We start from the raw sequence: 21,333 nt of genomic DNA, 5'->3' as shown, positions 1-21,333 counted from the left end.
GCCGGCAATGCCGGTCGGACGGGACGCAAAAGAGGTGGCGCGCGGGCTCATGGCGGATTTCATACAGGAGCGGGCAAAGCGAGGCAAGTGGGAGCCTCGCTGTCGCAGAAGCTGCCGATCCAGCCTCAAGACCGGGGTTCCGCGCCGTCGCGAAACGGGAGAGAGGTGGTCGCCCACGGGTCTTGCCTTCGGCAAGCCCGAGGACAGGCTCCGCGGCCGGAGAGGGGGCTTCGTAGGGCGCAGTCCCCTCTCCGTCTCGGCTTCGCCGAGCCACCTATGCCATTTTCGTGGGGCGAGGAACCCAAGCTGCAATGAAGGCGCGGCGCCGACATGAAGCGATTTTTCCTGATTATAGAAACTTTGTTCTTGCTTTGTGCCGGCAGCTATGCTACTAATTTGGGTATGGTGCTGATTGGCGCCGAGGACCCGCCGTCGAGGCGGGTTTTTTATTTCACGGTTTTGGCGTCACCTTTCGCGGACCCAGCCGCTCACCTGATCCAGTTGCTCTTCCCCGAGCCCGGCAAATGCGCCAGAGTCGATTGTCGGCGGGGGTGCAATGGCTCGCCGCCGGGAGGGATCGTCCATGAACTTCGTGTTCTTCTCGCCGCATTTTCCAGCCAATGGCGCCGATTTCTGCGACCGGCTGAAGAAGGCCGGCGCCACCGTGCTCGGCATTGGCGACGCGCCGTTCGATGCGCTGGACGGCAAATTGAAGGCAGCCCTTTCGGAATATTACCGCATCGACGACATGGAGGAGTACGAGCCGGTGTTCCGGGCGATCGGCCATTTCATCCACAAATGGGGCCGCGTCGACCGGTTCGAATCGCTCAACGAGCATTGGCTGGAGTTGGAAGCCAATATCCGCACCGACTTCAACATCTTCGGCACCAAGCTCGACTTCGTGAAGAATTTGAAACGCAAGAGCCGCATGCGGGCGTTCTTCCGCAAGAGCGGCGTCGAAACCATCCCGCAACGCAAATGCTCCGACCGCGCCGGCGCCATGACCTTCATCCGACGTGTCGGCTATCCCGTGGTGGTGAAGCCGGATTCGGGCTCCGGCGCCTCAAACACTTTCAAAATCTCCAACGCCGGCGAACTCGACAGCTTCTTCAGGGACAAGCCGGAAGGCGTCAGCTTCGTCATGGAGCAATTCATCGAAGGGCTGGTGGTGACCTATGACGGGCTGGTCAACCGCGACGGCGAGGTGGTGCTGGCCGCCAGCCACCGCTACGACCAGAGCGTCATGGAGGTGGTCAACCGCGACCGACATATGAGCTATGTCTGTTTTCCCGAGATCAGCCGGGCGGTCGAGGAGGCCGGCAGGAAAATCCTCAAGGCGTTCGACGTGCGCGAGCGCTTCTTCCACATCGAGCTGTTCGAAACCAGGGATGACAGGGTCATCGCGCTGGAGGTCAACATGCGGCCGCCTGGCGCCTGGATGACCGATGCCATCAATTACACCTTCGATATCGATGTCTATGCCGCCTGGGCCGACATGGTGGTCAAGGACGCCGCCGGCGGCCCTTACAGGGGCAAGTATTTCACCGCCTATGCCAGCCGCAAGCGGCATCTCAACTATGTGCACAGCCATGCCGACGTGCTGGCCGCCCATGGCGGCATGATCGTCCATCATCACGCCATCGAGGAGGTTTTCAGCCGCGCCATGGGAAACTACGCCTATCAGCTGCGCTCCACCGACCCGAAGGCGCTGCGCCGGGCGGTCGACTATATCCATGCGGAAAAGGCGTGAGGCGATGGACGTTTCCTACCACAAGGGTTTTGGCCGCAACCTCGGCCGCGACATGGAATACAAGCGCTACGGCCATGCCGGCCGACCCGTGGTTGTGTTCCCGACTTCGCAAGGGCGGTTCTACCAGTTCGAGGATTCCGGCGCGGTCTCGGCTCTCGCCGAGTTCGTCGACACCGGTCGCATCCAGTTGTTCACGCTGGACGGCATCGATGCGGAATCCTTCTTCGACCGCCATGCCGAGCCGGCCCATCGCATCGCCCGGCATGAAGCGTATTTCCGCTATGTGCGCGAAGAGGCGCTGCCGGAACTCCTGTCTGTCGCAGCCGAGGCCAATGGCGGGCGTACGCTGAAGCCGCTGTTTTGCGGCTGCTCGATGGGCGGCTATCATTCGTCGAATTTCGTCTTCCGCTTTCCGGAGCTGGCCAGCGGCGTCATCGCGCTGTCGGGGGTTTATTCGACCCACGATTTCTTCGGCAGCGCGCTCGACGGACAGATTTTCTTCAACTCGCCGCTCGACTACCTGCCGGGTATCGTCGATCCGCGGCTGCTTGGCAGGCTGAAGGCGCTGCGGCTGATCTTCTGCTGCGGGCAGGGTGCCTGGGAGGAACGGATGCTGGCCGATACGCAGGCGCTGGAACAGATCCTGCGTGACAAGTCGATTCCGGCCTGGGTCGATTATTGGGGCGGCGATGCCGCCCATGACTGGCCGTGGTGGCACAAGCAACTGGTCTATTTCTTCGCTCGCTGGCTGGACGACGATCTGATGCACCGGCTGGATTAGGCCACCGACTCATAAGCGCAGCCACAGTCGCCTTGAGAAGATGTCGTTCAGCACGCGGCGGTCATCCACACGCGGCACGCCTGGCGGCTTGTTGGGCAGGAGCGGCTCGATCACGCGCCACTCGAAGTCGGGCAGGTCGTATCGGCTCATGCCGACGCTGAATCGGCTCGGACGCCACAAGAGAAGCCTCGAATGGCGATCCGCGCAAATTTGCGCTACGAGGCAGGTGCCAGCGTGACGGAATTGGTAAAAGTATCACCACAGTGATCCTGAGCCTCTTGGCTCAGGTGCGGGTTCGATCCCTGCCGCTGGCGACGCCCCGCTTTACGAGTTCACGACCTAGTACTACAGTTGCGGATGCCGATGCCGTTTGTAGTGACAGATGGTGGCCGCAGCCTGATGTCGTCGTCGCCATNGGGCGAGGAGATAGCGGATCTCGGGGACGCTCGGGACGAGCGCAGCCATCCGGATCAGGCGGCGATTGGCTCCTTTGGACTCGTTTCGTTCGGTTTGCTCCATGCGCTGCGGCGAAGATCAGCCGATAGCTTCGAGAGGAATGCCAGGGCGGCCATGCACAGGCTCATGTGGCGATGCCATCCGTGCCAGGACCGAGCCTCGCAATGATCAAGTCCGAGATCCTCCTTAGCGCGCTCAAAGCACTCCTCGATCGCCCAGCGCAGGCCGGCCACTGCCGCCAATTCGGCCAAGGAGGAACCGGGCGGGGCGAAGACCAGGTAGTAGGCTTTTTCTCTGGATGTCGATCGCTTGCGGCGGACGAGAAGCCAATGCTCGAAGCCGCCTTTTGACGTCCAAGGGCGGCGGATGCGTGCCCAGTCGTAGAGCCGAGGGCCTTTGGCGCCTTCACCTGCCGCATGACAGGCCAGTCGTCGGGCTCGAACTCGCTGGCCAGTTCCTCGGGCGAGGTTTCCTCAAACAGACGATCCCCTCCCCGGCGCATGAAGTGAGCGCCTCGAACCGCCAAGACATAGGGCTGCTCGCGAGCNGGCCGGCCACTGCCGCCAATTCGGCCAAGGAGGAACCGGGCGGGGCGAAGACCAGGTAGTAGGCTTTTTCTCCGGATGTCGATCGCTTGCGGCGGACGAGAAGCCAATGCTCGAAGCCGCCTTTTGACGTCCAAGGGCGGCGGATGCGTGCCCAGTCGTAGAGCCGAGGCCCTTTGGCGCCTTCACCTGCCGCATGACAGACCCAGTCGTCGGGCTCGAACTCGCTGGCCAGTTCCTCGGGCGAGGTTTCCTCAAACAGACGATCCCCTCCACGGCGCATGAAGTGAGCGCCTCGAACCGCCAAGACATAGGGCTGCTCGCGAGCTTCCAGCATCCGGCGAAGGCTGCTGTCCGCCCCGTAGACAGCGTCGCCCAGAACGTAAGCGCACGGGACGCCGGCATCGAGCGCCGCCTCGACCATGGCGCGCGCCATCTTTGGCTTGGTCGCAAACTCGACCATCTCCGGGATCGACGCTCTGGCACATTGCGCCCGATCCCTTGTCCAGCTCTCCGGCAGATAAAGGCGACGATCGACCAGCGCTTGGCCGTAGCGGCTCGNAACAGACGATCCCCTCCCCGGCGCATGAAGTGAGCGCCTCGAACCGCCAAGACATAGGGCTGCTCGCGAGCGTCCAGCATCCGGCGAAGGCTGCTGTCCGCCCCGTAGACAGCGTCGCCCAGAACGTAAGCGCACGGGACGCCGGCATCGAGCGCCGCCTCGACCATGGCGCGCGCCATCTTTGGCTTGGTCGCAAACTCGACCGTCTCCGGGATCGACGCTCTGGCACATCGCGCCCGATCCCTTGTCCAGCTCTCCGGCAGATAAAGGCGACGATCGACCAGCGCTTGGCCGTAGCGGCTCGCGTAAGCCAAGAACACGCCGANTGCTCAGCCATCAGCCAGCCTGTCTTGCGCTCAATGCCGGAAAGAAGGCCGTCAAGGAAATCTGCGCCCGTCTCCCGCAACTCACGACGAGGAAGCACCCGCCCAACCCGCGCCTTCAGCGCTGTGAGCTCCTGCTCCCAAGCCAACAACGACCCTGACCACGAAGCGACAGACATGGTTCCCTCCATAACCTGTCGAAGTGAATCAGAAAATCAAATGATCCGCAACTGTAGTACTAGAGCATGTCGATATTTAGGTGATGCGGCCTGCAAATGGACTTCCCTTAAGCCTGATTTCAAAACATGACTATACTTATCATCTTTTAGTGGAAACAGCGGGCCGGCTGTGGCATTCCGGCGTGGCGAGGACGCCGTATGGCGATCTCGAATTCAAACGGCACCGAAAGGCTGAGCGATGGAGCAATTGAGTGCGCAAACCCGGATCAGCGGTGCCGCCATCCGGTCGGCGATGGACAGGCTGCGCGCCGAGCACGGCGAATCAGAGATCGATACCGGCCTTGCCGATCATTGGGAATTTCGCACGCATTACGGCTCGTTGAAGGCGACGCTCGGTGACAACAGCGTGCTGATCCGCGTCGCGGCCGAGGATGAAACCTGCCTGTCCTACATGAAGATGGCGGTTGCCGGCCATTTTTCGCAACATCTCGGCACGATCAGGGGCATCGCCTGGCAGGGCGACGGCAGCGATGCCGGCACGCCGGTGTTCTTCCGCGAGATCACGGTGGTGTCCTCGACGCGGATTTCTCAGCATATGCAGCGCGTCCGCTTCACCGGCAACGATCTCGGCCGCTTTGGCCGTGGCGGCCTGCATGTGCGGCTGCTGCTGCCGCCGCGCGGCAGGCTGCCCGTGTGGCCGTCGATGGGCGCCGACGGCCTGATGGTCTGGCCGTCGGGCGAGGACGCGCTCGTCGTGCGGGTCTACACGATCCGGGCACTGGACGCCGCAAGCGGCTGGCTGGATGTCGATTTCGTCCTCCACCCCGGTATGGATACGCCGGCGGCCGCTTTCGCCGAAAAGGCGGTTGCCGGCGAGGTCATCGGCATGATTGGACCCGGTGGCGGCGGCGTGCCCGAGGCGCAAAACCTGCTGCTGCTCGGCGACGACACCGCGCTTCCGGCGATCGGCAGGATGCTGGAGCAGCTTTCGCCGTCAACCCGCGCCGAAGCGTTCATCGAGGTCGACGGCCCGGACGACCGGATCGCGCTGGCCGCAGGCGAGACCGTTGCCGTCACCTGGCTCTATCGGCATGGGCGCGAGGCTGGCACAGCCAGCCTGTTGCCAGCGGTGCTGCGGCAGCGGAGCCGGACCGCGCTTGCCGACAATCTCTATGTCTGGGCCGGATGCGAGTTCGGTGATTTCCGCGAGATCCGCAGGATTGTCCGCAAGGAGTGGGGTGTGCCGCGCGACCGGCATCTGGTCATCGCCTACTGGCGCCGAGGGACGCAAGCGGCGGACGGCGGCGAAGAATAGTGCGCGACGATGCTCCGCAGTCAGCGGCGGTCGGATACGAAGGCGATCGCCGGGGCGGCCAGCAGCGCGACGAGGCCGGCGCCGGCGAAGAACGCGCCATAGCCGAAATACTGCGCCGCGTAGCCGGCCGCGATCCCGCCGGCCATGCTCATCAGTGCGTCCATGCACTGGAACAGCGTGAAGTCGACGCCCGCCTGTCTTGGATCTGACCAGCGCATGAACTGCGCGTAAAGCGCGACGAAACCGAGAGCCATGAAGCCGGACGAGCTGAGCACCGCGATGGCCATCAAAGCGGTGGTCGAGAAGTCACCAAGAAAATCGAAGACCGAAAAGAAGAACAGCGATCCGGCCTGCAGGAAAAGCGCCAGGACGAGCACGTTGCGCGGGCCGAACCATTTGACGAGAGCGCCGCCGGCGAGTGCGGCAGCCAGGCCGACGAACATGCTGCCGACGCCGTTGACAAGTCCGACCATCGAGAGGTCGAGCCCGGCGTCGATCAGGAATGGTCCGAGCATGGCGAGTGCCGCCTTCTGGGCCAGGACATAGATGGCCGACGCTGCCAGGCCGCGCCGAATTTCGGGACGCTTCAACGCGTCGAGAAGGCTGGGAACATGCGCGCGCGTCTCCTCGCGCGCGCGGCTGGCCGCGCCGAGCAGGAAGGGCAGACCGAGCGGCAGGAGCAGCAAGGCCATCGCCCAAACGGCGATGCGCCAGCCATAAGCGTCGACCAGAAGCAGAAACAGGCCGGCGCCGATGGCCGAGCCGAGATAGGCGCCGCCGACCTGCGCGGCATTGCCCCAACCGTGGTTTTCCTTAGCCAGGCTCTGCACGGCGAAACCATCGCAGGCAATGTCGACCGTCGAGGCGGCGAAGGCGACGATGGTCAGGCAGGCCAGAACCGGCCACCAGGCCTCCGGGCCGAGCGCGCCGACGGCCCACAGCCCGGCGATGGACACGAGCCCACCGGCGGCTACGATCGTGCCGGTGCGGTTCTTGCCGACCGGCGGCAGCCGATAGCGCTCGACGGCCGGCGCCCATAGAAACTTGAGCGCCCATGGCAGCGCGATCAGCGAGACCAGGCCGATCCGGTCGAGCGGCAGGCCCTGGTCGCGCATCACCGCCGGCAGGCCCGCCCAGGTGATGCCGCCGATCACACTCTGCGCGACGTAGAGCCCGCCGATCGCCAGGACGATCGCGACAGGCGTCGATGCCCGGCTGGAAACGGCGATCGACATCAGAAGCGGTAGCGCAGGCTGGCGAACAGCGAGCGGCCCTCGTCGCGGTAGCAATAGCCGGCCGAGCAGATGGATTTTTGAGTCTCGAACAGGTTCTTGGCGTTGACCTGCAGCTTCACGCCCTCGAGCTTGGGATTGCGGTAGCCGAAATCGTAGGAGAGCGAGGCGTCGACGAAGGCGCGCGCGTCGTTCTTGAAGGTGTTGGTGTCGTCGCCATAGCTGCTGCCGGCGACGCGAACGCCGCTGCCCAGCCCGAGCCCCTGCAGCGTGCCGTCCTCGAACTGGTACTGCCCCCAGAGCGACAGGATGTGATTTGGCGTCGCCGACAGTTCCTTGCCTGCGGTTCCCGTGGCGCCGCGTTCGATTTTCACGCGCAGATAGGTGTAAGAGGCGAGTATGCTGAGACCGTTGTCGAGCGAAGCGCTGGCTTCCAGCTCGACGCCGCGCGAGTTGAGGTCGAGCTGGCGCTGCTTGTTGATGCCGGTCGAGGCGTCGAAGACGACGCCATCCTTCTGGTCGATGTCGAACAGAGCGGCGCTGATGGCGGCGTTGTAATCGGCAAACTCGTATTTGACGCCGATTTCCTTCTGCGTCGCAATGGTCGGACGGGCGACACGACCGATGGGGCTGCTGACATCGTCATAGACGAAGCCGATATTGGGCGAGAACGACGTCGAATAGTTGACATAGGGCGTGATGCCCCATTCGGTCTGGTAAGACAGGCCGAGCCGCCCGGAAAGTGCACTGTCGTTCTGCTTGGACTTGGTGAAGTCGGCGGCGGTCAAGGTGGTGTCGGCCCAGTCGTAGCGACCGCTGGCGAACAGGGTGAAATCGTTCCACTCCATCTGGTCATGCAGATAGGCGCCGAGCTGGTTCATCTCCTGCCCGCCATAGTAAGGAACCGGAGCAGCCTTGATGTCGTCGACGGAGACATAGGAGATACCGCTGCCGGCGTCATAATTAGACCAGGCGTAGTCGATGCCGGCTACCGCCGTGTGCCTGACCTGGCCGGTATCGAATTCGAACTGCGCCATGTTGTCGACGACGAAGTTCTTCATGGTCTCGGTGTAGTGGCCCCAATAGCGTTTCAGATCCACTCCGTCCGGGTAATGGCCGCTGTACTCGATGTCGCTGTCGACGGCGCTGTAGCGAAGATTCTGCCGGACCGTCAGCACGTCGTTGAAACGGTGCTCGAACTCGTAACCGATGCGGCCCTGGGTCTGGTCGAAGTCGTTCCAGGCGGGATCGCCCTCATAGAGGTTCGTCAGAGCGCCGCCCGAATTGTAGAAGGCAGCGGTGCCGCCGGTGACGGATTTCGAATATTCGCCGAGGATGGTCAGCTTGGTGTCCTCATCCGGCTTGAAGGTGACTGCCGGCGCCAGATAGATCTTGTCGTCGGGATAACCGGGCAGGTCGGTGTCGCTGGTGCGGCCGAGGCTGGTGAAGCGATAGAGAATGCTGCCGTCTTCGTTCACCGGGCCGGAAGCGTCGAGTGCGGCCTGGAAGCGATTGTGTGCGCCGAGCAGCATTTCGACTTCGCGGAACTGTTCTTCCTTGGGGCGCTTGGTGACCAGATTGACGATGCCGCCCGGACCGCTGATGCCGTAAAGCGAGGAGGCCGGACCCTTCAGGATGGTGACGCCCTCGATGCCGTAGGGCTCGGTCTTGAACCAGGCCGAGGGGCCGTTGTACTGGCGCAGCCCGTCGCGGAACATACCGTTGTAGAAGGCCTGGAAGCCGCGCAGGAAGAAGGCATCATAGCGGGTGTCGAAGCCGAAGCTGTTCGGATTGGCGCTTGCGACATAGCCGAGCGATTCGTTCAGCGTGCGTGGCTTCTGGTCCTCGATCTGCTTTTGCGTCACAACCGAAACGGCTTGCGGAATCTTGACCATCGGCGTGTCGGTCTTGGTGCCGATGCGGTCCTTCTTGGCGACGTAGCCGTCCTGCACGAGGATCTCGTCGCTCTCGGCATCGACCTCGATCTTGTTGAGAACGGTGACGCCGCCCTGGTCCTGGGCGTGAGCCGGCCCGGACAGGTCGAGCAGGGCCATGCTGCCCGGCAATGATAACCCCAGGAGCCATGTCATCGTCCGTTTCCGCATCAACTCGTCTCCACTCTTCCGTACATTGACGGAAGGGGCTCTCAAATCTGAGTATTTGAGTCAAGTTATTTTTTGAGCTCGTGCAGGTGCTGGCCCGCTACGGTCGGCGGCAGCAAAGTGCGACCGGTTTCAGGAAAACCGGCTGCGAATCAGGGAGAGGCAAGCTGCTATGGTTTGAGGCTTCTCGCCACCAGCCGCGCCATGCTTGGGCCGACCAGAAGCACGATCAGGAAGCGTGCCGATTGCAGCGCCATGACGAAGGAGATGTCGACATGCTGCGCGGCGGCGGCGATGATGGCGACGCTGTCCATGCCGCCGGGGCTGGTTGCCAGATAGGCGGTCAGCGGATCGATGCCGAGCAGGCGGCTGATCAGGAAGGCGAGGCCGCCGCAAAAGACGATCAGGGCAATGATCGAGCCGACGATCTGCGGCAGCGCGCGGGCCGCGTGGCGCAAAATGGCCCTGGTGAAATTCAGGCCGATGCTCCAGCCGATCATCGTATAGCTCAAGGCAAGCAGCCAGGGTGGCAACTGCATGGTCACGCCGAGTCCGAGATGGATCACGGTGCCGAAAATGAAGGTGCCGAGGAAAAACGGCGACGGCAGCCGGAAAAGCTTTCCGGCGAGGCCGCCGACCAGCGCCACGCCGAATGTTGCGGCCAAGCCTTGCGGGTCGACCGGCGGGAACCAGACGATGGCCGGCACCTCGATGCCTGAGGTGTCGACCCAAAGCTTGGCCACCAGGGCTGCCGTCATCGAGACGCAGATGACGCGCAGATAAAGCATGAAGGCGACGAGGCGCTGGTCGGCGCCGAAGGCACCGGCCATCAGCACCATGGCGGTGGCGGCGCCCGGCGACGAGCCCCAGACCGCGGTGGTGCCGGGCAGGATGCGCCAGCGGCTGATCAGCCAGCCGAGCAGGCTGGATGCCGCGACCGTCGCCATCACGACGCCAAGGAACAGCGGCCATTCCTTGTAGAAGACGGGAAAGATATCGGCCGAGATGGAACTGGCGACCAGGCAGCCGACGACCGCCTGGGCTGAGCCGAACAGAACCCGCGGCACGCGCACCGTGGCGCCGTTGGTGCCGGCGACGATGGCCGCCAGCATCGGTCCGATCAAGAGCGCGGCGGGCAGGGCAGCGACTTCCAGCGCGCCGGCAAACAGCACCGAGACCACCACCAGGACCGGCCACTGCCAAGCCTTGTGGATCCGCGCCAGATGCTCGATGGCTGGCGGGTTCGGGGAAGAATCCATAGATGGGCTCTTAGACCGGTCGCGAAAAAATGCGAACCTTTTTTGCGCGGGAAAGGGCTCGGGTGGCAATAGGACCACGCCATGCGTAGCGATCCTTCGCGCCCCCCTCTGTCCTGCCGGACATCTCCCCCTCGAGTGGGGAGATTGGCAGCTTCGTCGACAGCGCTCTTCTTTGAAGATTGGCGAAGGCCGAAGTGACATTCAATCTCCCCACTTGAGGGGGAGATGGCCGGCAGGCCAGAGGGGGGCGCTGTCCTGCCGGCCTCTCCTCTATCCCGCCTTCGCCGCCGCCAACCCGAACCCGCCGACAGGATGCGTCTCCACCTGGAACTCGAAGCCGGCGATGATCGGCCGTGCCTTGGCGATTGCCGCCTGGACTTCGGGCAGCTGCAGCGAAGCCTTGTGGCTTTCGGCGTCGGTCCACACTTCGGTCACCCAGATCGCGTCGGCATCGGCCGGGTCGGTGGCGATGATGTAGTTCAGGCAGCCGGGCATGGCGCCGGTGCTGGCGAGCAGGATATCCATCATTGCGTCACGCTGGCCGCGCATCGCCCGCATCTTGCCGATCAGTCCGTACATTCGCTTTGCTCCGTTGAGATGACGCAACCAGGAGTATGCAGTTCGCCGTCTACGGCATCAACTGCCCGCCATTGACCTCGATCACCTGGCCGATGATGTAGCCGCTCAACAGATCGGAGGAGAGGAACAGATAGGCGCCGACGCAGTCCTCGGCGGTGCCGGCGCGGCCCTGCGGGATGGTGGCGATCATGCCTTTCATCTGGTCGTCGGTCGAGTAGCGCTCGTGGAAAGGTGTCGCGATCGTGCCGGGCGCCACCGCGTTGACGCGGATGTTGAAACCGATCAGCTCCTTGGCCATGCCGCGCGTGACGTTGGAGACGAAGGCTTTGGCCGAGCCGTAAAGGCCGGCGCCGCCACCGGCGCCGTTGCGCGCGGCGATCGAGGAGGTGTTGACGATGAAGCCGCCCTGCCGCTTCAGCCATGGGATCGCTTTGCGCGAAGCTGTCAGCACGGAACGCGCGTTGAGGTCCATCACCGCGTCGTAATGCGCCTCGGTCTGCTCGGCATAGGGCACGCGGCCGAGCATGCCGCCGGCATTGTTGACGAGGCCGTCGAGCCGGCCGAAATGTTGCGCACTGTCCTCGACGACACGCTCGACATCGGCGGGGATCGAGAAATCGCCCCGGACGAGGAACACGTCGCCGCCGCCGTTGCGAATGGTCGCGGCAAGGTTTTCGGCAGCCGCGCGGCTCGAATTGTAATGCAGCGCGACGCGGCATTTCTGCGCGGCGTAGGCGAGTGCGAGCGCCGCGCCGATGCCGGTCGAGGCGCCGGTGACCAGGACCGCCTTTCCGGCAAGGTCGGGGATGACCAGAGAGGGGCTGACAAGGGTGGTGGTGGCTGGCACGTCTATTCCTCTATTCCTCCGGGGACTCTGCCTGCTCTTCGTAGGCCCTCGCAGTCCTCGCGTTCAAGTCCGTAAAAGTTTAGAGCGGTTCACCGTTTCACGGAAACGACGAACCGCTCCCTCTTTGTCTTGACGCAATTCCGGACGGAAAACCGTTTCACACTTTTCCTGGAATTGCCCTATGGCCTGAGATAGGCGTAGCCCTGGCGTTGCAATTCGGCGAGCTTGACGACGCCGCCCCTGTCGGCTGCATGGAAGCCGTCGAGCAGGTCGGCCAGGCCGATATCCATGCCGTGCATGGTGTTGGCGCAAGCGTGCGGGCTGAGCCCATCCTGGACAAGGCCGGCGAACCGCCCGAAAATGGCGGCCGATATGCCCTTCGACTTGAAGGCGGCAAGTGCTGGGCCGTGCACGACAAGCGCGATGTCGATTTTGCCGTCGGTGCCTTCGAAGTGGTTCTTGATGTTGCCGAGCACGAAATTGACCTTGTCGAGGTCGCTGAGGTGATAGGCGACCTTTTGCCTTTCCTCTTCGGCAGCCGCCGGCTTGACTTCACTAGCTGCGGCCTTGATGGGGCGCAGCCCGAACAGCCCGGCGGCCCCGGCAAGACCGACGCGGAAAATATCGCGGCGTCGCATGGCTTCATCTCCCATTTGGCCGGCCCGCGCAATTTGCGTGGCCTCGACCTCAATCCTAGCATAAATTGAAGCCACGTCTTGTCGGGGCAGGGGGAGCCAGCATGATATCAAGGACCGTGATGGGCGCCGGAGTTGGGGTTGCCTTGCTTGCCGCCGTCGCCGGTGCTGCTTTCGCCGACGACACGCTCAAACTCACCGAGCTCAGCCCCGACGGCAAGGACGCTTGCTTCGGCCGCGTCTACGACGCCGCGCATCTCAAGTCGCATCCGCAGCAGAAGGTGGCGCGCATCTTCTTCTATTACGGCCGCGATCCGGTCAGCCGAGCAAACGAGGAGCCAAGCACCGGCATCGATTCCTCCTACAATGGCTTCATGGCGACGACGGTACGCGGCGCCGAGGCGCCGGAATGGCTCGGCGGCTGGTGCAGTCATGAGTCGGAGGACGGCAAGACCGGCCCGATCCGCTGCGGCATGGACTGCGATCGCACCATGGCTTCGCTGAAGGTCGACGACAAAGGCCGGCTGATCGTCTCGGACGTGCAGCCCGATCTCTATCTCGACGCCGGATCGGAAGNGCTCGGCAAGGCGGAATACGAAAGGCAGGCGCTGGGCAAGGACGACAACGGCTTCAGGCTCGACCCGATGCCGGCCGCCACCTGCAAGGCGGAGTTCGCGCGCATCGACCCGATCGACCCGGCCCTTGGCCCGCCATTGCGCGAGCGGCTGAAGCCGGACCAGCCCTTCTGCTACGGACGCGACTACGACGCCGAGCATCTCGGCTCGCATCCCGATCAGCTGACCCAGTCGATCAGGGTTTTCCGCGGACCGGTCGAGCTGGCGTCTTTCGCCAAGGAGGGCGATCCGGCCAATTGGCCAAGCGGCGCCGATATCGCCGTTTCGGTTACCACGCGGCAGAAATCGGCCAAGGTCACGCAGGTCTATAACTGTCAGGGCGAGGGCGACCAGTGGCGCTGCGCGGCGAGCGCGAAGACGGGTGGTGCCTCCTGCGATATCGCGCAACAGGAGGTCTTCCTTCGCCGCGGCGCCAACGGCACGATGATGCTGGCCAACCCGAACAGCGGTCTGCCGATCATCGATCTGTGTTCGGCGGAGGGCGACACAATGTCCGACGACAAGGTCTACCGGCTGGAGCCGATGCCGCAGGCTGCCTGCGGGCTGTAGCAGTTCAGAGACGCGATGCCGGCGAGACAGCACCCCCCTCTGTCCTGCCGGACATCTCCCCCTCAAGGGGGGAGATCGGCAGCTTCACCGACAGCGTTCTTCTTTGAAGATTGGCGAAAGCCAAAGCGACATCCAATCTCCCCCCTTGAGGGGGAGATGTCCGGCAGGACAGAGGGGGGCGCGAAGGATCACCACTGAGCGATTTTTCTCCGCGACGCCACCTCACGCGAACGGCACGGCCGTCGTGCCTTTGGGCAGTTTCGCTTCGTCGTCGGGTTCGACATGGATGATGACCCGCACGGAAGGGATTTCGGCCTGCAGCGCGTCCTCGATGCGGTCGCAGATGACGTGGCTGGCGCCGACCGACATGTCGGCGTCGACGACCAGGTGGAACTCGATGAAGGTGGCGCGGCCGGCGATGCGCGTCTTCAGGTCGTGGACCTCGAGCGCGCCCTTGCAATTGGCCGAGATGATGTCGCGTATGCGGATATGTTCCTGGGTGTCGACGGCGCGGTCCATCAGCCCATTCATCGACGAGCCGATGACGTGCCAGCCCTGCCACAGAATGTTCAGCGCCACGATCACCGCAAGAGCCGGATCGAGAACCTGCCAGCCGGTCAGTACGGCGCCGACCAGGCCGATGAACACACCGACCGAGGTCGCCACGTCGGTCATGATGTGCCTGCCGTCGGCAACGAGAGCCGGCGATTTTTCGCGTCGGCCGGTGCGGATCAGCGTCAAGGCCCAGACAGCGTTGATGACCGTTGCGACGCCATTGACGGCAAGGCCGGTCCATGGCTGTTCCAGCAGGGCGGGATGCTGCCAGGACCACCAGACCTCATTGAGGATCAGCAAGGCGGCAAGCACGATCAGCACGCCTTCGAGGACGGCCGAGAAATACTCGGCCTTATGGTGGCCGAACGGATGGTCCTGGTCGGCCGGCTTGTAGCTGACCTGGATCGCCCAATAGGCGGCGGCCGAGGCAATGACGTTGACGATCGATTCCAGCGCGTCCGAATAAAGCGCGACCGAACCGGTGACGTACCAGGCCACCAGCTTCAGGCCGAGCACGACGCAGGCGACGACGATCGACCAGAAGGCGAGGCTGGCGACCTTCTGCCTGGCGGCGGCTTTGATTTCCGCCGCGGTCACTGGGGAAAAGATCCCAACGCTGAGCCCTCGAATTAAGCGGCCTTTTCCTTGGCCTTGCGCGGCAGGTGCGCGACAATGTTCTCGATGATGCGCATGCCGGCATTGTGGCCGAGCGTCATGATCGACTCCGGGTGGAACTGCACTGCGGCGATCGGCTCCTTGCGGTGCTCGAAGGCCATGATGATGCCGTCCTCGGTCTCGGCGGTGACGACAAAACCATCGGGCAGCCGCACCGGATCTGCAAAGATCGAATGATAGCGGCCGACCGTCACCTCCTTGGGCAGGCCGGAGAAGATGATGCCCGGCTTCGACACGCGGATGCGCGACGGCTTGCCATGCATCGGGATGTGCAGTTGGCGCAGCTCGCCGCCATAGGCCTCGGCCAGCGCCTGCAGCCCGAGGCAGACGCCGAAGATCGGCAGGTCGCGCGCACGGGCCCGCTTGATGGTGGCGGCGCAGTCGAAGTCCTTCGGCGTGCCGGGGCCGGGCGACAGCACGACCAGGTTTGGCTTCAGCCGGTCGAAGATCTCGTCCGGCACCGGCGTGCGCACCGTCGAGACGTTGGCGCCGGTCTGGCGGAAATAGTTGGCGAGCGTATGGACGAAACTGTCCTCGTGGTCGACCAGCAGGATGTTGACGCCGTCGCCGACACGCGCGGTGCTGCGTTCGGTGCTGGCGGCATTGCCTGATTTGGCGTCGCGGATGGCGGAGAGCATGGCGGATGCCTTCAGTTCGGTTTCGGCTTCTTCTTCCTCGGGAATGCTGTCGAAGAGCAGCGTGGCGCCGGCGCGTACCTCGGCGATGCCGTCCTTGATGCGAATGGTGCGAAGCGTCAGGCCGGTATTCATGTCACCGTTGAAATTGACCATGCCGATCGCCCCGCCATACCAGGCGCGCGGGCTCTTCTCGTTCTGCTCGATGAAGCGCATGGCCCATAATTTCGGCGCGCCGGTGACGGTGACCGCCCAGGCATGCGACAGAAAGGCGTCGAAGGCGTCCATGCCTTCGCGCAGCCGCCCCTCGATGTGGTCGACGGTGTGGATCAGGCGGGAGTACATTTCGATCTGGCGGCGGCCGATGACGCGCACCGAGCCCGGCTCGCAGACCCTCGACTTGTCGTTGCGGTCGACGTCCGAGCACATGGTGAGTTCGGATTCGTCCTTCTTCGAATTGAGCAGCTTCAGGATCTGCTCGCTGTCGGAGATGGCGTCGTCGCCGCGCTTGATGGTACCGGAGATCGGGCAGGTCTCGACGCGGCGGCCGTTGACGCGCACGAACATTTCCGGCGAGGCGCCGATCAGATATTCGCCCTCGCCGAGATTGATGAAGAAGGAATAGGGCGAAGGGTTGATGCTCTTCAGCTTGCGGGAAATCTCGGAGGGCTGGGTTTCGCAGCGTTCGTAGAACATCTGCCCCGGCACCACTTCGAACAGGTCGCCGCGCTCGAAGCTCTTCATCGCCTTGCGCACCAGCTTGGCATATTCGCCGGGCTCGTGGTCGCCGCGCGGCGGGATGCGGTCGGCGGTCCTGAACGGCTCGACGATTTCGTCGCGCGGCAGGCCTTCGGTCGAGAAGCCATCGCCGGAATAGTCGTAGCGGTCGGTCCAGGCCTTGGTCGAATAGTGGTCGACGACGAGGATCTCGTCGGGCAGGAACAGCACGAGATCGCGCTGGCTTGACTTGCGCTCGAGCTTGTAGTCGACCGGATCGAACTGGAAGGCGAGGTCGTAGCCGAAGGCGCCATAGAGGCCGAGATTGGCGTCTTCCTCGGTCTTGAACAAAGCCGTGATGGCGCGCAGCACGGTGAAGACGGAGGGAACGCGGCTGCGTTCCTCTTCGGTAAAGATACGATCGGGCTTGGCGACCTCGAGGCGGATGAGTTTGTTGGACGTCTCGGCGATCGTGACATCGTCAAGGCCGGCAAGCACCGTGCCGATCACCGGCAAAAGCACGTCGCCGCGGCGGTTCAGCGCCTCGATGCGCATGGCGCGGCCGCGTGCCGAGATCACCACCGGCGGATCGATGATGGCGGTGTCCCAGCGCGTATAGCGGCCGGGATATTCGTAATTCGAGGAAAACACGGCGCCGCGGCGCGAATTCAGGCCATCGACATAGCCGTCGATCGCCCCCTCGTAAGGCCGGTCATGGCGCTGGCGGGTAATCGCCACGCCACCTGCTGTGACGAAGCGCTCGGCGCCATTCTCCAGAATTTTCGTCGTCATTGCCGTCTCCATCAGCGTCTTTGGGGCAACGGACCCGGGAATGGCTTGAAAAAACAAATGGCCGCCCGGACATTCCGCTGCGGCCACCCTCTATTGTCACGCGAACGCGTTCGAACAGGCCGCTGTCAGCGAGCCCACCACCAAATGGTCTTGATCGAACGCATATTCATGGCGAAATCCATAGCCGCGAAAAGCGGTATGCGCAACAGGTTTGAAAGTCTGTGGGGTGGCTGCCGCTTTCGCAACCCATGGCACATGGCCAAGACCGGCAGTCCTGCCTAGACTCTGCATCAAACAGCAGGAAGACGGGAAAACATCAAATGACCCAGCAGTTCGACCGCGCACGGACGTTCCATTCCCTCCATGTCAAGGGAAACCCGATTGTCCTCTACAATGCCTGGGACCCAGGCTCCGCCAAGATCATCGAGAAAGCAGGGGCCAAGGCCATCGCCACCGGAAGCTGGCCGGTCGCGGCCGCTTTCGGATTCGCCGATGGCGAGAAAATCCCGTTTGAACTGGCGCTCGAAAACATCAAACGCATCGTTGCGGTGGTGGATGTGCCGGTAACCATGGACCTTGAGGGGGGTTACGGGGTCGCTCCGGAGGTTGTCGCCCGCAGCGTGACGCTCGCCGTGCAGGCTGGAGCCGTCGGCTTTAATTTCGAGGATCAGATCGTCGGCGGCAGTGGGCTGCACGACATCGCCATACAGGTGAGGCGGATCGAAGCGGCTGCAGCGGCGGTGAAGACGTCGGGTATTCCGGCCTTCATTAATACCCGAACCGACATTTTCCTGAAGACTAAACCGAATGCGCACGACAAGGCTCTTCTCGATCAGGCGATCGAGCGGGCGCACGCCTACGAAAGGGCCGGAGCGCATGGCTTCTTTGCGCCGGGGCTTGCCGATGAAGGCCTGATCGAGGCGCTCTGCGAGGCAACGGCATTGCCGGTCAACATCATTGCCCTGGCGCATGTGCCGCCGCGCCAGAGGCTTGCCGAACTCGGCGTCGCCCGCGTGAGCCATGGTCCGGTGCCGTACCGGCAGATGGCCGAATGGCTGGAGGCCAAGGCGCGACAGGCGATTTCGGGGTAGCCTGGCGGGGTGCGTCAGTCCTCCAGCGTTCCCGACCTTGCATCGGCGCTCGTCCCGTCGCCGACCAGCTTCAAGAGGTCTTCGCCGGCGCGGATGATGCGGCGGGAACGCCGCGTCAGGATGAGGCCAGCCTGCGGCGCCAACACTTCCGTGCGGCCGTCGGGCTCGCCGGGCGCGTGGACGATGGTGGCAAGGCGCGCACCCTTGGCGACCCGGTCGCCCGGCTTCACGTCGTAAAGGATCGCGCCCGAGCGGGGCGCCGGCATCATCTCGATGTTTTCGAGCGGCGCGACGAGCCCAACGAAGCTGCCAGGCGCGGGCAGCGCCTGGTCCTGGATGACGCCGCGCGCCACCAGCAGCCGGTAGAGCCCTTCGGCATCGGCGCCGGCGTGGGCGCCGTCGACATCGAGTATGCCGCGATATTCGACGGTGGTGGCGACGCGCCGGTCGAGGCACGCGACGTCGGCGGGAACGTTCTGATACGGCATGATCGAGGCGCCTTCGAAGGTGCCGTCGGGGTCTTCGTCCCACAGCATCACCGCATCGACGCCCATGGCCGCTGCACAATCCGCCATGGCCGGCCACAGGCTGGTGTGGACGTAAAGATAGGCGAGGCCCTCATCGTCGCAATGCAGGTCGAGCACGATGTCGTGGCCGATGGAGAGCTGCAGCAGCCGCGTTTTCAGCCGCTGGTCGACCGTGCCGTGCGTCGGCAGCAGCGTGAGGTCGGGCGCGGCGAGCCGCGGAAAGCCGCGATTGAAATTGGTGCGCGTGCCCAGATGAAAGCGGCCCTGATGGTCGCCGTAAAGATATTGCGCGCGACCGATCGGATTAGCCCAGGGCACGATGGTCATATTGCCGGTGATGCGGCCTTCGGCTTCCGCCTTGCTGAGCATCGGCATCAGCGTGTCGATGGCGACGACGCCCGGCAATTCGCCGGCATGAAGTGCCGCCTGCAGATAGACGGAAGGCGCCGTCTTGTCCGTTCCGGCGAAGCGGAAGACGGGGAATTCGTAGGAAACGCCTTCGCTGTCGCCGGCGACGCGTTCGATGGACTTCTGCATGGGATGCCTCCGGGAGAAGAGGCGGAACACATGCCCTTTTGCCGCTGGGCTGTCGATTGGTCCAGCCGGCGCCGCCATGGGCGCACGATTCTACCCGGCCGTCACACCAGCGGCTTGAGTTCCTGGGCGATGGTCGGCAGAAGCTCCGAGACATTCGGGTGGATGTGCACGGCGCGCGCCAGCGTGCTGACCGGCGCTTTGGCATACATCAGGTCGAGCACGCAGTGCACCGCCTCGTCGCCGCCCGGGCCGAGCACCGAACAGCCGAGGATCTCCTTGGTGTCGGCATCGACCAGGATCTTCATGAAGCCTTGCGTCTCACCTTTTTCGACTGCACGGCTGACGCGGGTCATTGGCCGCTGGCCAACCAGGGCGCGGCGGCCGGATTTCCTTACCGCGGCTTCGGTCATGCCGCAGCGGCCGAGTGGTGGGTCGATATAGAGCGCATAGGCCTCGATGCGGTCGCTGACCTTGCGCGGATCGTTGTCGAGCAGGTTGGCGGCGACGATCTCGTAATCGTTGTACGAGGTGTGGGTGAAGGCGCCCTTGCCGTTGCAGTCGCCCATCGCCCAGATGCCGGGCACGCTGGTGCGCAACTGGTCGTCGACGACGATGAAGCCGCGTTTGTCGACCTCGACGCCGGCTTTGTCGAGGCCGAGATCGTCGGTGTTTGGCGTGCGGCCGAGCGCCAGCAGCACATGCGAGCCGACCGCAGCCGCCTTGCCTGGCGAGAAGGTCACGGCGATTTCGTTGCCTCGCCTGGCGAAGCGGATGTCGTCGGCGCCGAGATGGACGGCAATGGCTTCGTTTTCGAGGATCGACAAAATGGCGTCCGAGACATCCTCGTCCTCGCGACCGATCAGACGCGGGCTTTTTTCGATGACCGTGACTTCGGAACCGAAGCGGCGGAACATCTGCGCGAATTCGAGCGAGACATAGCTGCCGCCGACAACGATGAGATGGCGCGGCAGCACGTCGAGATCCATCATCGAGGAATTGGTCAGGTAAGAAATGCCGTCGATGCCGGGCAGGCCGGGCACCGAGGCGCGCCCGCCGGTGTTGAGGAATATCTTTTCGGCGCTCAGCAGATCGTCGCCGACGCGCACCGTGTTGGCGCTTACGAAGCGCGCATGGCCGCGATAGAGCGTGCATTTGTCCATGCCGGCAATCCAGTCTTCGAGATTGCCGCGGGCGTCGTTGGAGACCTTGTCCTTGCGCGCCTTGATCGCCTTGTAGTTTACGCCGACGGGACCGGATAGCGTCACCCCGTAATCCGCGGCGGAGCGGGCGAGATGCGCGGCATAGGCGCTTGCCACCATCGTTTTGGTCGGCGTGCAGCCGGTGTTGACGCAAGTGCCGCCGACCAGCTTTCGCTCGATCAGCGCCACGCTCATGCCGGCCGCATTCAGCCTGCCGGCGAGCGGTGGGCCGGCCTGCCCGGCACCGACGATAATGGCGTCGAATGTCTTTGCCGTCATGCCACCGCCGCCACGATCAGAAGCCCGCCGACGATCGCCACAGCGTCCTCGATGAAGGCGGCCGGCGGGTCCTTGCCGAAGGCGGCGGCCAGGCGTTTACGCGCCTCGGCGCCGCCCAGCGTGCCGATCACCGCGCCAACGGCGCCGGCGATCAGGCCGCCGATGATGGCGCCACCGGTGGCGCCGATCACCGCGCCGGTGAAAGCGCCCAAGACGATACGCGTGCCGAATTGCTGCGGCACCTTGCGGCTCGGCGCCGAGGGCAGCTGGTCGGTGACCAGTTCGGCGATGGCCAGGATGGTGAAGATGCCGACGGCGATCCAGTGGCCCATGAAGCTCGCCCAGGTGTCCGCGACCGGCAACCAGCCAAGCCAGGCGCCCCAGGCGACGGCGGCGGGCGCGGTCATGGCGCGAAGCCCGGCAACGATGCCAATCAGGAGTGCAAAAATGTACAGCATGATTGATCCCCTCGATGGCCGGCTTGGGACAGGTCCGAGAGGGCAAGCTACCATAGGTCCGGTATTTGACCAGAGGTGGTGTCGCCGCCGGCGCTTCCGTTTTTTCACCACTTGTGCTT

General features: G+C 63.9%; 18 protein-coding genes, 1 tRNA gene and 2 pseudogenes. 6 read left to right on the top strand and 15 right to left on the bottom strand.

The features are described from left to right. Positions 1-583: 583 nt before the first annotated feature. Positions 584-1,750, top strand: coding sequence for an ATP-grasp domain-containing protein (locus tag X773_RS67575; RefSeq protein WP_023679540.1), 1,167 nt, complete (start codon positions 584-586; stop codon positions 1,748-1,750). Positions 1,751-1,754: 4 nt separating this feature from the next. Further along, complete coding sequence (locus X773_RS67570) at positions 1,755-2,531, top strand: alpha/beta hydrolase-fold protein (RefSeq protein WP_023679539.1); 777 nt, start codon at positions 1,755-1,757, stop codon at positions 2,529-2,531. Positions 2,532-2,567: 36 nt separating this feature from the next. Here X773_RS67570 and X773_RS0139225 read toward each other — a convergent pair. Then, positions 2,568-2,681: pseudogene (locus tag X773_RS0139225) on the bottom strand (IS5/IS1182 family transposase); the annotation flags it as partial. A gap of 78 nt (positions 2,682-2,759) precedes the next feature. On the opposite strand from X773_RS0139225, the gene X773_RS76725 reads away from it, so the two are divergent. Then, positions 2,760-2,845, top strand: a tRNA-OTHER gene (locus X773_RS76725). A gap of 156 nt (positions 2,846-3,001) precedes the next feature. Here X773_RS76725 and X773_RS78440 read toward each other — a convergent pair. The 3 genes and pseudogenes from X773_RS78440 to X773_RS77595 form a co-directional block, all read right to left on the bottom strand. Continuing rightward, the gene (locus X773_RS78440) at positions 3,002-3,220 is read right to left on the bottom strand and encodes a hypothetical protein (protein WP_348625947.1); all 219 of its coding nucleotides are present in this window, start codon (positions 3,218-3,220) and stop codon (positions 3,002-3,004) included. Positions 3,221-3,392: 172 nt separating this feature from the next. Beyond that, positions 3,393-4,229, bottom strand: a complete 837-nt coding sequence (locus X773_RS75200; protein ID WP_023679535.1) for a transposase — start codon at positions 4,227-4,229, stop codon at positions 3,393-3,395. Beyond that, positions 4,142-4,479, bottom strand: a pseudogene (locus X773_RS77595) (transposase); the annotation flags it as partial. The pseudogene X773_RS77595 and the gene X773_RS75200, both read right to left, overlap by 88 nt. Before the next feature lie 355 nt (positions 4,480-4,834). On the opposite strand from X773_RS77595, the gene X773_RS67555 reads away from it, so the two are divergent. Beyond that, the gene (locus X773_RS67555; RefSeq protein WP_023679534.1) at positions 4,835-5,911 is read left to right on the top strand and encodes a siderophore-interacting protein; all 1,077 of its coding nucleotides are present in this window, start codon (positions 4,835-4,837) and stop codon (positions 5,909-5,911) included. A 20-nt stretch (positions 5,912-5,931) separates the two neighbouring features. Here X773_RS67555 and X773_RS67550 read toward each other — a convergent pair whose 3' ends face one another. The 6 genes from X773_RS67550 to X773_RS67525 all read right to left on the bottom strand — a co-directional run bounded on the left by X773_RS67550 (position 5,932) and on the right by X773_RS67525 (position 12,568). Beyond that, on the bottom strand, positions 5,932-7,146 hold the full coding sequence (locus X773_RS67550; RefSeq protein ID WP_023679533.1) for an MFS transporter: 1,215 nt from the start codon (positions 7,144-7,146) through the stop codon (positions 5,932-5,934). After that, positions 7,146-9,233 (bottom strand): TonB-dependent siderophore receptor, encoded by a 2,088-nt coding sequence (locus X773_RS67545; RefSeq protein ID WP_245274804.1) that lies wholly within the window; start codon positions 9,231-9,233, stop codon positions 7,146-7,148. Before X773_RS67545 ends, X773_RS67550 begins: the two co-directional genes overlap by 1 nt. 182 nt (positions 9,234-9,415) lie before the next feature. Beyond that, complete coding sequence (locus X773_RS67540; RefSeq protein ID WP_023679531.1) at positions 9,416-10,504, bottom strand: AbrB family transcriptional regulator; 1,089 nt, start codon at positions 10,502-10,504, stop codon at positions 9,416-9,418. A gap of 270 nt (positions 10,505-10,774) precedes the next feature. Then, complete coding sequence (locus tag X773_RS67535; protein WP_023679530.1) at positions 10,775-11,083, bottom strand: putative quinol monooxygenase; 309 nt, start codon at positions 11,081-11,083, stop codon at positions 10,775-10,777. A gap of 49 nt (positions 11,084-11,132) precedes the next feature. Next, a complete protein-coding gene (locus X773_RS67530) occupies positions 11,133-11,930 on the bottom strand; it encodes an SDR family oxidoreductase (protein ID WP_023679529.1) in 798 nt (265 codons plus the stop codon). A 179-nt stretch (positions 11,931-12,109) separates the two neighbouring features. Further along, entirely contained in the window at positions 12,110-12,568 is a 459-nt protein-coding gene (locus tag X773_RS67525; protein ID WP_023679528.1) for a DsrE family protein, read from the bottom strand. 101 nt (positions 12,569-12,669) lie between these two features. Between X773_RS67525 and X773_RS67520 the strand changes: the two genes are divergently transcribed. Then, a complete protein-coding gene (locus tag X773_RS67520; RefSeq protein ID WP_023679527.1) occupies positions 12,670-13,749 on the top strand; it encodes a hypothetical protein in 1,080 nt (359 codons plus the stop codon). 222 nt (positions 13,750-13,971) lie between these two features. On the opposite strand, the gene X773_RS67515 is transcribed toward X773_RS67520, so the two are convergent. Both X773_RS67515 and X773_RS67510 read right to left on the bottom strand, forming a co-directional pair. Then, positions 13,972-14,886 (bottom strand): cation diffusion facilitator family transporter, encoded by a 915-nt coding sequence (locus X773_RS67515; RefSeq protein WP_031212598.1) that lies wholly within the window; start codon positions 14,884-14,886, stop codon positions 13,972-13,974. Positions 14,887-14,933: 47 nt separating this feature from the next. Next, complete coding sequence (locus X773_RS67510; RefSeq protein WP_023679525.1) at positions 14,934-17,123, bottom strand: anthranilate synthase; 2,190 nt, start codon at positions 17,121-17,123, stop codon at positions 14,934-14,936. Positions 17,124-17,443: 320 nt separating this feature from the next. Here X773_RS67510 and X773_RS67505 point away from each other — a divergent pair, with 320 nt between their 5' ends. Next, positions 17,444-18,214, top strand: coding sequence for an isocitrate lyase/phosphoenolpyruvate mutase family protein (locus X773_RS67505; RefSeq protein ID WP_023679523.1), 771 nt, complete (start codon positions 17,444-17,446; stop codon positions 18,212-18,214). A 14-nt stretch (positions 18,215-18,228) separates the two neighbouring features. On the opposite strand, the gene X773_RS67500 is transcribed toward X773_RS67505, so the two are convergent. From X773_RS67500 to X773_RS67490, 3 genes are all read right to left on the bottom strand, one after another. Then, a complete protein-coding gene (locus X773_RS67500) occupies positions 18,229-19,278 on the bottom strand; it encodes a succinylglutamate desuccinylase/aspartoacylase family protein (RefSeq protein ID WP_023679522.1) in 1,050 nt (349 codons plus the stop codon). 101 nt (positions 19,279-19,379) lie between these two features. Next, entirely contained in the window at positions 19,380-20,756 is a 1,377-nt protein-coding gene (locus X773_RS67495) for an FAD-containing oxidoreductase (protein ID WP_023679521.1), read from the bottom strand. Beyond that, positions 20,753-21,214, bottom strand: coding sequence for a membrane protein (locus tag X773_RS67490; RefSeq protein WP_023679520.1), 462 nt, complete (start codon positions 21,212-21,214; stop codon positions 20,753-20,755). The genes X773_RS67495 and X773_RS67490 overlap by 4 nt, the downstream gene beginning before the upstream one ends. Positions 21,215-21,333 lie beyond the last annotated feature (119 nt).

The organism is Mesorhizobium sp. LSJC280B00 (assembly GCF_000502835.1).
In the GTDB taxonomy this organism is placed as follows: Bacteria; Pseudomonadota; Alphaproteobacteria; order Rhizobiales; family Rhizobiaceae; genus Mesorhizobium.
Note: the sequence above shows the minus strand (reverse complement) of the source record. Positions and strands in the feature narration are given on the sequence as shown.